General features: G+C 58.6%; 13 protein-coding genes and 1 tRNA gene. All 14 read left to right on the top strand.

The genetic code is table 11. The annotated features are described in order from the left end of the window. A partial coding sequence (locus HKN06_14440; protein ID NNF62510.1) for an elongation factor Tu occupies positions 1-115 on the top strand: 115 nt, incomplete at its 5' end. Positions 116-263: 148 nt separating this feature from the next. After that, positions 264-339, top strand: a tRNA-Trp gene (locus HKN06_14435). A 12-nt stretch (positions 340-351) separates the two neighbouring features. Next, positions 352-732, top strand: a complete 381-nt coding sequence (secE, locus tag HKN06_14430; protein NNF62509.1) for a preprotein translocase subunit SecE — start codon at positions 352-354, stop codon at positions 730-732. A gap of 1 nt (position 733) precedes the next feature. After that, positions 734-1,267 carry a transcription termination/antitermination protein NusG gene (gene nusG, locus HKN06_14425; protein ID NNF62508.1) on the top strand — a complete coding sequence of 178 codons (534 nt, stop codon included), beginning with the start codon at positions 734-736 and terminating at the stop codon, positions 1,265-1,267. A 51-nt stretch (positions 1,268-1,318) separates the two neighbouring features. Next, the gene (rplK, locus tag HKN06_14420) at positions 1,319-1,750 is read left to right on the top strand and encodes a 50S ribosomal protein L11 (GenBank protein NNF62507.1); all 432 of its coding nucleotides are present in this window, start codon (positions 1,319-1,321) and stop codon (positions 1,748-1,750) included. Next, entirely contained in the window at positions 1,750-2,445 is a 696-nt protein-coding gene (gene rplA, locus HKN06_14415; GenBank protein NNF62506.1) for a 50S ribosomal protein L1, read from the top strand. The genes rplK and rplA overlap by 1 nt, the downstream gene beginning before the upstream one ends. Before the next feature lie 250 nt (positions 2,446-2,695). Further along, a complete protein-coding gene (gene rplJ, locus HKN06_14410) occupies positions 2,696-3,214 on the top strand; it encodes a 50S ribosomal protein L10 (protein NNF62505.1) in 519 nt (172 codons plus the stop codon). 47 nt (positions 3,215-3,261) lie between these two features. Further along, positions 3,262-3,639 (top strand): 50S ribosomal protein L7/L12, encoded by a 378-nt coding sequence (gene rplL / locus HKN06_14405; protein ID NNF62504.1) that lies wholly within the window; start codon positions 3,262-3,264, stop codon positions 3,637-3,639. 92 nt (positions 3,640-3,731) lie between these two features. After that, positions 3,732-7,811: a DNA-directed RNA polymerase subunit beta gene (rpoB, locus tag HKN06_14400; GenBank protein ID NNF62503.1), complete on the top strand. Its 4,080-nt coding sequence runs from the start codon at positions 3,732-3,734 to the stop codon at positions 7,809-7,811. Between the two features lie 53 nt (positions 7,812-7,864). Beyond that, positions 7,865-12,154: a DNA-directed RNA polymerase subunit beta' gene (rpoC, locus tag HKN06_14395; GenBank protein NNF62502.1), complete on the top strand. Its 4,290-nt coding sequence runs from the start codon at positions 7,865-7,867 to the stop codon at positions 12,152-12,154. Positions 12,155-12,379: 225 nt separating this feature from the next. Next, entirely contained in the window at positions 12,380-12,751 is a 372-nt protein-coding gene (rpsL, locus tag HKN06_14390; protein NNF62501.1) for a 30S ribosomal protein S12, read from the top strand. A gap of 11 nt (positions 12,752-12,762) precedes the next feature. Then, positions 12,763-13,242: a 30S ribosomal protein S7 gene (gene rpsG, locus HKN06_14385; GenBank protein NNF62500.1), complete on the top strand. Its 480-nt coding sequence runs from the start codon at positions 12,763-12,765 to the stop codon at positions 13,240-13,242. Positions 13,243-13,266: 24 nt separating this feature from the next. Next, positions 13,267-15,363 carry an elongation factor G gene (gene fusA / locus HKN06_14380; GenBank protein ID NNF62499.1) on the top strand — a complete coding sequence of 699 codons (2,097 nt, stop codon included), beginning with the start codon at positions 13,267-13,269 and terminating at the stop codon, positions 15,361-15,363. A gap of 26 nt (positions 15,364-15,389) precedes the next feature. Then, positions 15,390-15,639 (top strand): elongation factor Tu (gene tuf / locus HKN06_14375; protein ID NNF62498.1); only part of this gene is annotated, 250 nt, incomplete at its 3' end.

Raw genomic sequence — 15,639 nt, 5'->3', positions numbered from 1 at the left:
CCAGATGAAGGTGGAGCTGATTGCGCCGATCGCGATGGAAGACGGCCTGCGTTTTGCTATCCGTGAGGGTGGCCGGACCGTGGGTGCCGGCGTGGTTGCCAAGATTATTGAGTAAGGAATCGCGGCTGGAAGCCGCTCCCACGATTGCTGTGGGCCATAAATAGACTAAGTACAGGAGCGGCTTTTGCCGCAAATCGAGGCGGCCCGGCCGCCAGCGTAAACGAACGAATGTAGGAGCGGCTTTAGCCGCGAATAGAGGATTAAGGCCAGTAGCTCAATTGGCAGAGCGTCGGTCTCCAAAACCGAAGGTTGGGGGTTCGATTCCCTCCTGGCCTGCCAAGTAACTTGAATATGAGTACTAAAACAGAACAGTCAGTCGGTCCGGTCGATACGGTCAAGCTCGTGCTTGCCGCAGCGCTGCTTATTGGCGGCCTGGTCGGCTATTACTATTTTGCCGGGCAGTACTCGCAGCTTTATCGCGCAGTAGGCGTGATACTGGCAGTGGTGTTCGCCCTGCTGGTCGGTATGTGGTCCGATCCCGGCCAGCGGCTGTGGCGATTTGCCCAGGGCTCGCGCATTGAGCTGCGCAAGGTTTTCTGGCCGACCCGTAACGAAGCCCTGCAGACGACCATCGCGGTGATTATCTTCGTGATTATTATGGGCGTATTTTTCTGGGCGCTGGATATGCTCCTGCTTTGGGCCACCCAGGCACTTACCGGCAGGGGTGCATAACGTGTCGCTACGCTGGTATGTCGTCCATGCCTATTCGAACTTCGAGCACAAGGTAAAAAAGTCGCTCGAAGAGCGGGTACAGCGTTACGGGCTGGAAGACAAGTTTGGTGAGATCCTCGTGCCGACCGAAGAGGTGGTCGAAATGCGCGAGGGTCAAAAGCGCAAAAGTGAAAGAAAGTTTTTCCCCGGCTATGTGCTGGTGCAGATGGAAATGGACGATGACACCTGGCATCTCGTCAAAGAGGTTCCCAAGGTGCTCGGCTTCATCGGCGGCTCAACCGACCGCCCGGCGCCGATATCGGACAAGGAAGCCAATACGATTCTGCGTCGGGTACAGGAAGGCGTAGACAAGCCGCGGCCGAAAGTGCTTTTCGAGCCGGGCGAGGTTGTGCGGGTCATCGATGGTCCGTTCAACGATTTCAATGGTGTAGTCGAGCACGTTAACTACGACAAGAGCCGCCTGCGTGTGGCGGTACAGATTCTCGGTCGATCGACTCCGGTAGAGCTGGAGTTTGGTCAGGTCGAAAAGGCGTAAATCAAACTGACGGGGAGCCGCGAGGCGCTTGCACCCACAGGAGATTAGACAGTGGCAAAGAAAGTACAGAGCTATATAAAGCTCCAGATTCCTGCGGGCCAGGCAAACCCGAGTCCCCCTGTGGGGCCGGCACTCGGCCAGCATGGCGTCAACATCATGGAATTCTGCAAGGCGTTCAACGCCCATACCCAGAGTATGGAGCAAGGTATGCCTATTCCGGTTGTGATTACGGTTTACACCGATCGCAGTTTTACTTTTATTACCAAGACACCGCCGGCTGCCGTGCTGCTGCGTAAGGTCGTCGGGATCAAGAAAGGTAGTGGCGAGCCCAACACCAACAAGGTGGGTACGGTTACCCGGGCGCAGCTGGAAGAGATTGCGACCATCAAGATGCCGGACCTGAATGCCGCCGACATGGACGCCGCCGTGCGCATCATTGCCGGTAGTGCCCGCAGTATGGGTCTCGACGTGGAGGGCGTGTAATGGCCAGGATAGCAAAACGCCTGCAGCCGGCGCGCGAAAAAATCAGTCGCGACCAGGCTTACGAGCTGGATGAAGCACTGTCGCTGGTCAAGGAATTCGCGTCAGCGAAGTTCAAGGAATCGGTCGATGTCTCGGTAAATCTTGGCGTCGATCCGCGCAAATCCGACCAGGTGGTTCGTGGCTCTACCGTGCTGCCCAACGGCACCGGTAAAGACGTTCGTGTCGCCGTGTTTGCTCAGGGCGATAACGCCGACAAGGCCAAGGCTGCCGGGGCCGACATCGTCGGTTTCGAGGACCTGGCCGAGACGGTCAAGAAAGGCGAGATGAATTTTGATGTGGTTATCGCCACGCCTGATGCGATGCGGGTAGTCGGTCAGCTGGGTCGTGTACTCGGTCCTCGCGGCCTGATGCCCAATCCAAAGGTCGGCACGGTCACGCCGGATGTAGAGGCGGCTGTGAAGAATGCCAAGGCCGGCCAGGTGCGTTACCGCACCGATAAGGCAGGGATTATTCACTGCCCGATTGGCAAGGCCGATTTTGAGACGGCCAAACTGGCTGAAAACCTGCGTGCACTGCTGGCTGACCTGGAAAAAGCGAAGCCCGCCGCTGCCAAGGGTGTGTATATGAAGCGCGTCACGGTGTCATCGACCATGGGCCCCGGCGTGATGGTCGATCAGGGCAGTATTGGCGACTGATTGAATTTGATACAGGGATGACAGCTGCCCGCCATGGATGCGCGGGTGGTGAACAGGGAATGTTGGGCAGGCGACTCCGGTCGCGTGTCCAGTCTGAGACCGCAGGTGTCCGGGTCCAGGAGGACGAGGACTTAATCGCGAAAGCCTGCGTAGACGGTTTGCTCGTGGCTGGCCACGGCTGCCGTCGTTTGGTGGACGGCACTTCGGTGTTCGTTCGTAAACAGGTAGACCGGAGGCCAGGAGGATATATATGCCGCTGAACCTCGAACAGAAAAAGGCTTTGGTAGCTGAAGTGCACGAGGTTGCGAGCGCGGCTCATTCCGCTGTCGCAGCCGAGTACAGTGGCCTGACCGTAGACCAGATGACTGAGTTTCGTGCCAATGCACGCAACGAGTCTGTCTACGTCAAGGTCGTGAAAAACACTTTGGCTAAACGGGCCGTTGAAGGAACTGATTTCGAGTGCCTTAGTGAGGCGCTGAGTGGTCCTTTGCTTTTGGCTTTTTCCCGGGAAGACCCGGGTGCAGCCGCGCGTGTCGTGAAGGCGTTTGCCAAAGACAACGACAAGCTCAAGACCACTGCCGTTGCCATCAGCGGGGCACTTTATCCCGCCGCTGACCTGGAACGGCTTGCCTCGCTGCCAACTCTCGACCAGGCGCGCGCAATGCTGCTGAGTGCATTCAATGCACCAATGACGCAGCTCGTTCGCACGCTTGCCGAGCCGCCCGCCATGCTGGCGCGCTTGCTGGCAGCCAAGGGCGACCAGGCCTGATGCATAGCGAAATCACGAGTAAACAGACTTTTTAATTGGAGATAGTAATGGCTCTTTCAAACGAAGATTTGATCAAGGAACTCAGTGCCAAACCAATCATGGAAGTGGTTGAGCTGGTCAAGGCGCTCGAAGAGGAGTGGGGCGTATCCGCCGCTGCTCCGGTCGCAGTTGCTGCAGCGGCTCCGGCCGATGGTGGCGCTGCTGCTGAAGAGCAGACCGAGTTCGATGTTGTGATGACCAGCTTTGGCGGTAACAAGGTTTCCGTTATCAAGGCGGTACGCGCAATTACCGGCCTGGGCCTCAAAGAAGCCAAGGAAACGGTAGAAGGCGTGCCGGCGACGATCAAAGAGGGCGTGAGCAAAGACGAGTCCGAAGAGCTGAAGAAGCAGCTCGAGGAAGCCGGCGCCAGCGTCGAAATCAAATAAAGTTGCTAACGCATCTTTGTAGCAGGACCCGGCCAGCGTCGTATCGCTGGCCCGGGTTCGCTTGCATCTGAAATTTACCAGGGTGAGTCCCGATGTCTTATACCTTCACAGAGAAGAAGCGGATCAGAAAAAACTTTGGCAAGCGTCCGAGCATACTCGACGTGCCATACCTGCTGTCGATCCAGCTCGATTCTTACGCGAAGTTTCTCCAGGATGATACAAATCCGGACAAGCGTGCCGACCAGGGTCTGCATGCGGCGTTCCAGACTGTATTTCCGATTGTCAGTTACTCCGGTAACGCACAGCTGGAGTACGTCAGCTACCGTCTCGGCGAGCCGGTCTTTGATGTAAAGGAATGCCAGCTGCGCGGGCTCACTTACGCAGCGCCGCTGCGTGTCAAGGTACGCCTGGTTATCTTCGACAAGGAAAGCGACAAAAAGACACCGAAGGACGTAAAGGAGCAGGAAGTCTATCTCGGTGAAATGCCGCTGATGACGACCAACGGCACCTTTGTCATCAATGGCACCGAGCGTGTAATTGTCTCGCAGCTGCACCGCTCACCCGGTGTGTTCTTTGACCACGACAAGGGCAAGTCCCATTCGTCCGGCAAACTGCTGTTTTCCGCCCGGGTTATCCCGTACCGGGGTTCATGGCTCGATTTCGAGTTTGACCCGAAAGACAACCTGTTTGCCCGTATCGATCGTCGTCGCAAGCTGCCGGTCACCATTATTCTGCGCGCCCTGGGCTTCAAAGACGAGCAGATGCTGGACATGTTTTTCGAGAAGAACACGTTCAAGCTGACCTCCAAGTCGATCAAGCTGCAGCTCATACCAAAACGCCTGCGTGGCGAGTCGGCTACGTTCGACATCCAGTTGCGCGGCAAGACGCTGGTCGAAAGTGGCCGCCGAATTACTGCGCGCCACATACGCGAGCTCGAGCAGGCCAAGATCAGGACGCTGGAAGTACCGCCGGATTACCTGCTGGGTAGAACTTTGGCGCACGACGTCGTAAACGCTGACACTGGCGAGTTGCTGGCAACTGCCAACTCCGAGATCACCCAGGAGATCGTCGACAAGATTCTCGAGGCCGGCATCAAGGAGCTGCACACGCTTTTTGTCAATGATTACGACAGCGGTCCCTACATTTCCACCACCCTGCGTATCGATCCTTCCCGCACGCGCCTCGAGGCGCTGGTCGAGATTTATCGCATGATGCGCCCGGGCGAGCCGCCGACAAAGGACGCGGCGGATAATCTGTTCCAGAACCTGTTCTTCAATCCGGAGCGCTACGACCTGTCACCGGTCGGACGGATGAAATTCAATCGTCGCGTGGGCCGCGATGAAACCACCGGTGAGGGCGTGCTGACTGCCGAGGACATCGTCGAGGTATTGCGCACGCTGATTGATATCCGCAACGGAAACGGCATGGTCGACGACATCGACCATCTTGGTAACCGCCGCGTGCGAAGCGTGGGTGAGATGGCGGAAAACGCATTCCGCATCGGCCTGGTGCGCGTGGAGCGCGCCGTCAAAGAGCGCCTGACGCTGGCAGAGTCCGAGGGGCTGATGCCGCAGGAGATGATCAACGCCAAGCCGGTAGCTGCAGCGGTCAAGGAATTCTTTGGCTCGAGCCAGCTGTCGCAGTTCATGGACCAGAACAACCCGTTGTCGGAAGTAACGCACAAACGCCGTGTGTCCGCACTCGGGCCTGGCGGTCTGACGCGCGAGCGTGCTGGCTTCGAGGTTCGTGACGTGCACCCGACGCACTACGGCCGGGTGTGCCCGATCGAGACTCCTGAGGGTCCGAATATCGGCCTGATCAACTCGCTGGCGGTATATGCGCGCACCAACGATTACGGCTTTCTTGAAACACCGTATCGCAAGGTGAAAAACGGCAAGGTCGGCAGCGATATCGAGTATCTCTCGGCAATCGAGGAAGGCCAGTACGTGATTGCCCAGGCAAACGCGCGCCTCGGCACCCGCGGTGAGTTTCTCGACGATCTCATTTCCTGCCGACACAAGAATGAATTTACGATGTCAGCTCCTGACCGGATTGACTACATGGACGTGTCGCCACGCCAGATAGTGTCGGTGGCAGCATCGTTGATTCCGTTCCTCGAGCACGATGACGCCAACCGTGCATTGATGGGTTCGAACATGCAGCGCCAGGCAGTGCCCACGCTGCGTGCGGATACACCGCTGGTGGGTACCGGTATCGAACGTGCGGTAGCAATTGATTCGGGCGTAACCGTCGTTGCCAAGCGTGGTGGAACGGTTGATTCGGTCGATGCATCACGCATCGTGGTGCGGGTTAATGATGCAGAAACGACAGCGGAAGAGTCCGGTGTCGATATCTACAACCTTACAAAGTACACCCGTTCCAATCAGAACACCTGTATCAATCAGCGGCCACTGGTAAATTCCGGTGACGGCATTTCATCCGGCGACGTACTGGCAGATGGCCCGTCGACAAATCTCGGCGAACTGGCGCTGGGCCAGAACCTGCTGGTCGCGTTCATGCCGTGGAACGGCTACAACTTAGAGGATTCCATCCTCATCTCCGAGCGCATCGTTCACGAAGATCGCTTCACGACCATTCATATCGAAGAGCTGACCTGTGTTGCTCGCGATACAAAGCTTGGTCCTGAAGAAATCACCGCGGATATTCCCAACGTCGGCGACGCGGCGCTGGGCAAGCTGGATGAGTCCGGTATTGCGTTTATCGGCGCCGAGGTCCAGGGCGGCGACATCCTGGTCGGTAAGGTCACGCCGAAAGGCGAGACTCAGCTGACACCGGAAGAGAAGCTGCTGCGGGCGATCTTCGGTGAAAAGGCGTCCGACGTTAAGGACACTTCTTTGCGTGTGCCGCCGGGCATGGATGGCACCGTAATCGACGTTCGCGTGTTTACCCGCGATGGTGTCGAAAAGGATGCGCGTGCGTTGTCGATCGAAGGCATGGAGCTTGCCAGCGTCAAGAAAGACCTGGCTGACCAGCAGCGTATTCTGGAGGAAGATATCTTCCAGCGTGTCGAGCGCATGCTTATTGGCAAGCTGGCCGAAGGCGGGCCCGACAAGCTAAAAGCCGGCAGCAAAGTCACCAAAGCGTACCTTGCTGAAGTGCCGCGCGAACAGTGGTTCGAAATTCGCCTGCGCAACGAAGATGCAAACAAGCAGCTAGAGCAGGCTGCACAACGCGTCAAGTCGGTGCGCAAGGACTTTGACAAGTTCTACGACGAGAAGAAGAACAAGATTACCGCTGGCGATGATCTTGCACCTGGCGTGCTGAAGATGGTCAAGGTGTATCTGGCCGTCAAACGCCGGATTCAGCCGGGCGACAAGATGGCCGGACGCCACGGTAACAAGGGTGTTATCTCAACCATCGTCCCGGTGGAAGACATGCCGTATATGGAAGACGGCACGCCGGTCGACATCGTGCTGAATCCGCTCGGTGTCCCGTCGCGTATGAACGTGGGCCAGGTGCTGGAAACTCACCTGGGCTGGGCCGCGCGCGGGCTGGGACAAAAGATCGGCGATCTGCTCGATGCAAACGCCGAAGTGTCAAAAATGCGGACACTGCTCGACAAGATCTACAACCAGACTGGCGGGCAGAAAGAGGACATCCGCAGCTTCAGCGATGATGAAATTTTCGAGCTGGCCGGCAACCTCGTAGGCGGTGTGCCGATGGCAACGCCGGTTTTCGACGGGGCCAACGAGGAAGAGATAAAGCATCTGCTCGAGCTGGCCGGGCTGCCGACCAACGGCCAGGCGAAGCTGATAGACGGCCGTACCGGTGAGTACTTCGATCGCGAGGTCACCGTGGGCTACATGTACATGCTCAAGCTCAACCATCTGGTCGATGACAAGATGCATGCCCGGTCAACCGGACCGTACAGCCTGGTCACGCAGCAGCCGCTGGGTGGTAAGGCACAGTTTGGCGGCCAGCGTTTCGGGGAAATGGAGGTCTGGGCACTCGAAGCCTATGGCGCCGCCTACACCCTGCAGGAAATGCTGACGGTCAAGTCGGATGACGTGGTCGGTCGGACCAAGATGTACAAAAACATCGTTGACGGTACCCACGAGATGCAGGCGGGTATGCCTGAGTCATTCAATGTGCTGGTCAAGGAAATCCGTTCGCTCGGTATCAATATCGAGCTCGAACAGGACAAATCCTGAGCCGCGCACCGGTAAAGAGCAGCACATAGAAGAGTTTTTATTAAGGTGAAGCAATGAAAGATCTATTGCGACTTTTCAAGCAGCAGGTTCCTGTTGAGGACTTCGATGCCATCAAGATTGGCCTGGCCTCCCCCGATATGATCCGTTCGTGGTCATACGGCGAGGTGAAGAAGCCCGAGACCATTAACTATCGGACGTTCAAGCCGGAACGCGATGGCCTGTTTTGCGCCAAGATCTTTGGCCCGGTCAAGGATTACGAATGCCTGTGCGGCAAGTACAAGCGGCTCAAGCATCGTGGCGTGGTGTGCGAAAAGTGTGGCGTCGAGGTAACCCAGTCAAAGGTACGGCGCGAGCGGATGGCGCATATCGAGCTGGCCAGCCCGGTAGCCCATATCTGGTTTCTCAAGTCGTTGCCGAGCCGTATTGGATTGTTGCTCGACATGACGCTGCGCGAAATCGAGCGGGTGCTCTATTTTGAAGCCTTCGTCGTCATCGATCCGGGCCTGACGCCGCTGGAACGCGGTCAGTTGTTGTCTGATGAGGCTTACCTCGAGGCGATTGAGGAGCACGGTGACGAGTTTGATGCACGCATGGGTGCGGAAGCAGTCCACGAGCTGCTGACGACCATCGAGCTTGACACCGAGGTTGCCAGGGTTCGCGACGATATTTCCGCAACCAATTCGGAAACCAAGATCAAGCGGCTGTCCAAGCGAGTGAAGCTGCTGGAGTCGTTCATCGATTCGGGCAACAAGCCGGAGTGGATGGTGCTGACCGTGCTGCCGGTGCTGCCGCCAGATCTGCGGCCGCTGGTGCCGCTCGACGGTGGCCGCTTTGCCACGTCGGACCTCAACGACCTGTACCGGCGCGTGATCAACCGCAATAACCGCCTGCGCCGGCTGCTCGAGCTAAACGCGCCGGACATTATCGTGCGCAACGAGAAGCGCATGCTGCAGGAGTCGGTTGATGCGTTGCTTGATAACGGGCGCCGCGGTCGTGCGATTACCGGTACCAACAAGCGGCCGCTGAAATCGCTGGCCGATATGATTAAAGGCAAGCAGGGCCGCTTCCGCCAGAACCTGCTGGGCAAGCGCGTCGACTACTCGGGCCGTTCGGTTATCGTGGTCGGTCCCACGCTCAAGCTGCACCAGTGCGGTCTGCCAAAAAAGATGGCGCTGGAGCTGTTCAAGCCGTTCATCTTCTCCAAGCTGCAGATGCGTGGCGAAGCAGCCACCATCAAGGCCGCCAAGCGACTGGTCGAGCGTGAGGGTCCCGAAGTCTGGGACATCCTCGAAGAAGTCATCCGCGAGCATCCGGTGATGCTCAACCGAGCGCCGACCCTGCATCGCCTCGGTATCCAGGCTTTCGAGCCGGTGCTGATCGAGGGCAAGGCAATCCAGCTGCATCCGCTGGTTTGTACTGCGTTCAACGCCGACTTCGATGGTGACCAGATGGCGGTGCACGTGCCGCTGTCGCTCGAAGCGCAGCTCGAGGCCCGCGCACTGATGATGTCCTCGAACAACATCCTGTCGCCGGCCAATGGCGATCCGATTATCGTGCCATCGCAGGACGTGGTGCTGGGTCTTTATTACATGACCCGCGAGCGCATCAATGCGCCGGGTGAGGGCATGATGTTCGCCGACATACGCGAGGCGCATCGTGCTTACGAGAACCGCGAGGCCGCGCTGCAGGCGCGGGTCAAGGTGCGTATTGTTGAGCGTGACAAGGAAGGCAACGAGTCATCCAGCGTCGTCGATACCACGGTTGGTCGGGCGCTGCTGTTCGATGTGGTGCCGGACGGCCTGCCGTTCCAACTTGTTAACCGCGAGATGAACAAGAAAGCCATCTCCGGGATCATCAATGCCTGCTACCGTCGCGTCGGCCTGAAAAAGACCGTGGTCTTTGCTGACCGGCTGATGTACACCGGCTTCCATTTCGCTACCAAGGGCGGTATGTCGATCGGTGTCGACGACATGGTTGTGCCGGCCGAGAAGAACGACATTCTCAGTGGTGCCGAGGACGAGGTGCGCGACATTGAGCAGCAGTATTCCTCCGGTCTGGTGACCGATGGCGAGCGCTACAACAAGGTGGTCGATATCTGGTCGCGTACAAACGACCAGGTCGCCAAGGCGATGATGGACAAGCTTGGCACCGAGGTGGTGCAGAACGCGGACGGCAAAGAGGAATCGCAGGCGTCGTTCAACTCTATTTACATGATGGCCGACTCCGGCGCCCGAGGCTCCGCCGCCCAGATCCGCCAGCTGGCGGGAATGCGTGGCCTGATGGCCAAGCCGGACGGCTCGATTATCGAGACCCCCATTACCGCAAACTTTCGCGAAGGCCTGAACGTACTGCAGTACTTCATCTCGACGCACGGCGCGCGCAAGGGTCTGGCCGATACGGCGCTGAAGACCGCTAACTCCGGTTACCTCACGCGCCGCCTGGTTGATGTCGCGCAGGATCTGGTCGTAACTGACGAGGATTGCGGTACGCCGAACGGCCTGTTGATGATGCCGATCGTCGAAGGCGGAGATATTGTCGAACCGCTTGGCGAACGAGTGCTGGGGCGGGTAACGGCTGAGCCTGTCACCACGCCGGATGGCAAGGTCATCATCGATGCCGGGACGCTGCTTGACGAGCACATGGTGCAGAAGCTCGAGGATGCCAGCGTCGATCGCATCATGGCGCGCTCGCCAATTACCTGTGATACGCGTTATGGCGTGTGCGGGTTGTGCTACGGCCGTGACCTGGCGCGAGGCAGCTCGGTCAATATCGGCGAGGCGGTTGGCGTTATTGCCGCGCAGTCGATTGGCGAACCCGGCACGCAGCTGACCATGCGTACGTTCCATATCGGTGGTGCCGCTTCGCGTGCTGCAGCGGTCAACAGTATCGAAATCCAGTCCGATGGTGAGGTCCGCCTGCACAACATCAAGACGGTCGAAAACCGCAAGAAGCTGCTGGTTGCAGTGTCACGCTCCGGCGAACTGGCTGTGGTCGACACTCATGGTCGCGAGCGTGAGCGATACAAGGTTCCTTATGGCGCCACGATCTCGGTGCGCGACGGTGACAAGGTCGCCGCCGGCCAGATTGTCGCCAACTGGGACCCGCATACCCATCCGGTCGTTACCGAAGTGGCCGGCATCGTCAAGTTTGAAGAGTTTGTCGATGGGATCACGTTCAACCGCCAGACCGATGACATCACCGGCCTGTCGAGCATTGTAATTACCGATCCGAAGCAGCGCGGCAGCGCAGGCAAGGACCTGCAGCCAAAGGTGCGTCTGCTCGACAAGAAGGGCGAGGAATTGTTCTTCGCCGGCACCGAAATTCCGGCGGTGTACGCACTACCGGCCGGGGCTATCCTGTCTATGGAAGACACTAATGCGGTCAACGTCGGTGACGTCATCGCGCGTATTCCGCAGGAGTCGTCAAAGACTCGCGACATTACCGGTGGTTTGCCGCGTGTTGCTGACCTGTTCGAGGCGCGCAAGCCGAAAGAGTCGGCGGTGCTGGCAGAGGCAACCGGTACGGTCAGCTTTGGCAAGGAAACCAAGGGCAAGCGCCGTCTGGTCATAACCGACCCGGATGGCAACGCCCGTGAGGACCTGATACCGAAATGGCGCCACCTGCACGTATTTGAAGGTGAGCATGTCGAGCGTGGTGAAATTATCGCGGACGGCGAGCGCAACCCGCATGACATCCTGCGACTGCAGGGCGTGGAGGAGCTGGCCGATTACCTGGTGCGCGAAATCCAGGATGTGTACCGCCTTCAGGGTGTGCGCATCAACGACAAGCACATCGAGGTCATCATTCGCCAGATGCTGCGCAAGGTCGAAGTGGCCACTCCGGGCGACACCCGCTTCCTGCGTGGCGAACAGCTCGATCGCGCGCGGGCACTGGACGTCAACGATGCGCTGGTTGCGCAAAGCAAGGAGCCGTGCACTTTCGACCCGGTACTGCTGGGTATCACCAAGGCCTCGCTGGCGACAGAATCGTTCATCTCGGCCGCCTCGTTCCAGGAAACCACCCGCGTGCTGACCGAAGCGGCCGTGCGTGGATTGCGGGACGATCTGCGCGGATTGAAGGAAAATGTCATCGTCGGGCGCCTGATCCCGGCTGGAACCGGTTTTGCCCACCATGCCGAGCGGCGTGCCGCGCGCAAGGCCGGGACCATGGAGGCCCTGCTGGCTGCCATGCCGGGCAAGGCCGAGGCAGCCGAGGAGCTCGAGGAGGCCGTACCCGGGGATACAGAAGCGGATGCCGCTGAGGCTGTCGAAGCAGCAGCAGACGAGACTCCGGCGGTGGCCGAGGGTGGTGACGAAGGGGCCGGCGAGGCAGTCGCCGAATAGCCTCTGGCGGGCCCGGAATTCCGGGTCCTGCTGCCCGCTTCCGGGGTTTCCGGGCGGGTGCTGCAAACCGGTCCGCAGGGGCCGGTTTTGCGTTGCGGCATTTTGTCTTGACAGGGCTCGCCGCTGCCCAATATCATTTGCGCCCTTTTGCAGCAGGCCAACCTTGGTGGGCCTGCTGTTTGTGCATGTCTGCCCCGAAGATTCTGGGGCTTTTTTGGTGAGCGAATGTCGACAGTAAACCAGCTGGTAAGAAAACCGCGGCGCACTAAGCGGGCGAAGACGAACGTCCCGGCGCTGCAGAGCAGTCCACAAAAACGTGGCGTGTGCACGCGTGTGTACACCACCACGCCGAAGAAGCCCAACTCGGCGTTGCGCAAGGTCGCGCGTGTGCGGCTCACCAACGGTTTCGAAGTGACCAGCTACATCGGTGGCGAAGGCCATAACCTGCAGGAGCACTCGGTAGTGCTGATTCGTGGCGGACGAGTGAAGGATTTGCCTGGTGTGCGTTATCACACCGTTCGCGGCACGCTCGACTGTGCCGGGGTTACCGAGCGACGCCAGGGACGCTCCAAATATGGCGCCAAGCGGCCTAAGTAAGAGGAAGAACAATGTCACGACGCACACAGGCACCGAAGCGAATCATTCTTCCGGACCCCAAGTTCAAGAGTGAAATGCTGGCCAAATTTATCAATATGGTTATGGAGAGCGGCAAGAAGTCGGTCGCTGAGCGTATTGTTTACGGCGCACTGGACAGCATTACGGAGCGCACCGGCGCACAGGATGACCGGGCACTGGAAGTTCTCGAGACCGCGCTGGAAAACGTGAAGCCGGCCGTCGAGGTGAAATCCCGACGTGTAGGTGGCGCCACATACCAGGTGCCTGTCGAGGTACGCCCGACGCGGCGCCAGACGCTGGCGATGCGTTGGATGATCGACGCAGCCCGTCATCGCAGCGAAAAGTCGATGGCGCAGCGGCTGGCCGGCGAACTGCTCGATGCTTCTGAAAATCGCGGTACCGCGGTGAAGAAGCGCGAGGACACCCATCGAATGGCCGAAGCTAACAAGGCCTTTTCACACTACCGCTGGTAACGGACCAGTACAGAGGATACGAACGTGCCACGCAGCACCCCAATCGAGCGTTATCGCAACATCGGCATCATGGCTCACATCGATGCCGGCAAGACGACGACGACCGAACGAGTCCTGTTTTACACAGGCGTCTCGCACAAGATCGGCGAGGTGCACGATGGTGCTGCCGTGATGGACTGGATGGAGCAGGAGCAGGAGCGAGGCATTACTATTACCTCTGCTGCCACTACCACCTTCTGGTCAGGCATGGACCAGCAGTTCCCCGAGCATCGGGTCAACATCATCGATACGCCGGGGCACGTCGACTTCACCATCGAAGTGGAACGCTCGCTACGCGTGCTCGACGGCGCGGTTGCTGTCTTTTGCTCGGTAGGTGGCGTCGAGCCCCAGTCCGAAACCGTGTGGCGCCAGGCTAACAAGTACAAGGTGCCGCGGATGGCGTTCGTCAACAAGATGGACCGTGCCGGCGCCAACTTCCTGCGCGTGGTGGAACAGATCAAGAGCCGCCTCGGCGGCAACCCGGTGCCGCTGCAGTTGCCGATCGGTGCCGAAGAAAATTTCGAGGGCGTTGTAGACCTGGTGCGCATGAAGGCCATTTACTGGGACGACAGCACCCAGGGTATGAGCTACGACGCACGCGATATTCCCGCCGATATGCAGGACCTGTGTAACGAGTGGCATGAAAAGCTGGTTGAGGCCGCCGCCGAAGCCAACGAAACCCTGATGGAGAAATATCTCGAAGAGGGCGAGCTTGGTGAGGATGAAATTCGCGAGGGCGTGCGCCTGCGTTGCCTGGCCAATGAAATCGTGCCGACGTTCTGTGGCTCGGCATTCAAGAACAAGGGCGTTCAGGCCATGCTTGACGGCATCATTGAGTACATGCCGTCGCCTATAGATGTTCCGCCGATTACCGGCATCCTGCCGGACGAGTCAGGTGGCATACGTGAGTCGCAAGACGACGCACCGTTCTCGGCGCTCGCATTCAAGATTGCGACCGACCCGTTTGTCGGTACGCTGACATTTTTCCGCGTCTATTCGGGCGTGCTGAAAAGCGGCGATACCGTGTTCAACCCGGTCAAGAGCAAGAAAGAGCGTATTGGGCGCATCCTGCAGATGCACGCCAACGACCGCGAGGAACTGAAAGAAGTTCGTGCCGGCGATATTGCTTCGGCCGTTGGTCTGAAGGACGTCACTACCGGCGACACGCTGTGCGAGCTGAAAGACGTCATCACGCTGGAACGGATGGAGTTTCCCGAGCCGGTTATTGCCGTCGCGGTGGAGCCAAAGACAAAGGTCGACCAGGAAAAGATGGGCGTGGCCCTGTCGAAGCTGGCAAAAGAGGATCCATCGTTCCGCGTCGAGACCGACGAGGAATCAGGTCAGACGATTATTTCCGGTATGGGCGAGCTGCACCTGGACATCATCGTCGATCGCATGAAGCGCGAATTCAAAGTCGAAGCCAATGTGGGTAAGCCGCAGGTGGCTTATCGCGAGACGATTCGCAAGACCATCGAAAAACAGGAAGGCAAGTTTGTACGCCAGTCCGGTGGTCGCGGTCAGTACGGCCACGTGGTGGTCAAAATCGAGCCGAACGAAGCCGGCGCGGGGTTTGAATTCGAGAACAACATCGTCGGTGGCGCGATTCCGAAGGAATATATCAACCCGGTGTCGAAAGGCATCGTGGAACAGATGCAGAACGGCGTGCTAGCCGGCTACCCGGTGGTCGACGTCAAGGTGACGCTGTTCGACGGCTCTTATCATGAAGTTGACTCGAGCGAAGTGGCGTTCAAGATTGCCGGCTCCATGGCATTCAGGGACGGTGCGCTCAAGGCCAGCCCGGTGCTGCTCGAGCCGATGATGAAGGTTGAAGTAGTCACGCCCGAGGATTACATGGGTGACGTTATGGGCGACCTCAACCGTCGTCGCGGTATCACCGAAGGAATGGACGATGCGCCAGCCGGAAAAGTTATCCGCGCGCAGGTGCCGCTGTCAGAAATGTTTGGTTATGCGACCGACCTGCGCTCGATGAGCCAGGGCCGGGCGACGTACTCAATGGAATTCCATCGCTACGCCGAAGTGCCCAATAACGTGGCCGAGGCTGTTATCAAGAAAGCATCCTGATCTAATAGTTTTAAGGGGAAACTACCGTGTCAAAGGAAAAGTTCGAGCGTACAAAGCCGCATGTAAACGTAGGTACGATAGGCCACGTTGACCATGGAAAGACGACGCTGACGGCGGCGATGACGAAGGTGTTATCGACGAAGTTTGGCGGCGAGGCTAAGGCGTTCGACCAGATTGATAATGCGCCGGAAGAGCGCGAGCGTGGTATCACGATTGCGACGGCGCACGTGGAGTATGAGAGTGACAATCGTCACTACGCTCACGTGGACTGCCCGG

The organism is Gammaproteobacteria bacterium, assembly GCA_013003425.1.
GTDB lineage: Bacteria > Pseudomonadota > Gammaproteobacteria > Steroidobacterales > JABDKV01 > JABDJB01.
Note: the sequence above shows the minus strand (reverse complement) of the source record. Positions and strands in the feature narration are given on the sequence as shown.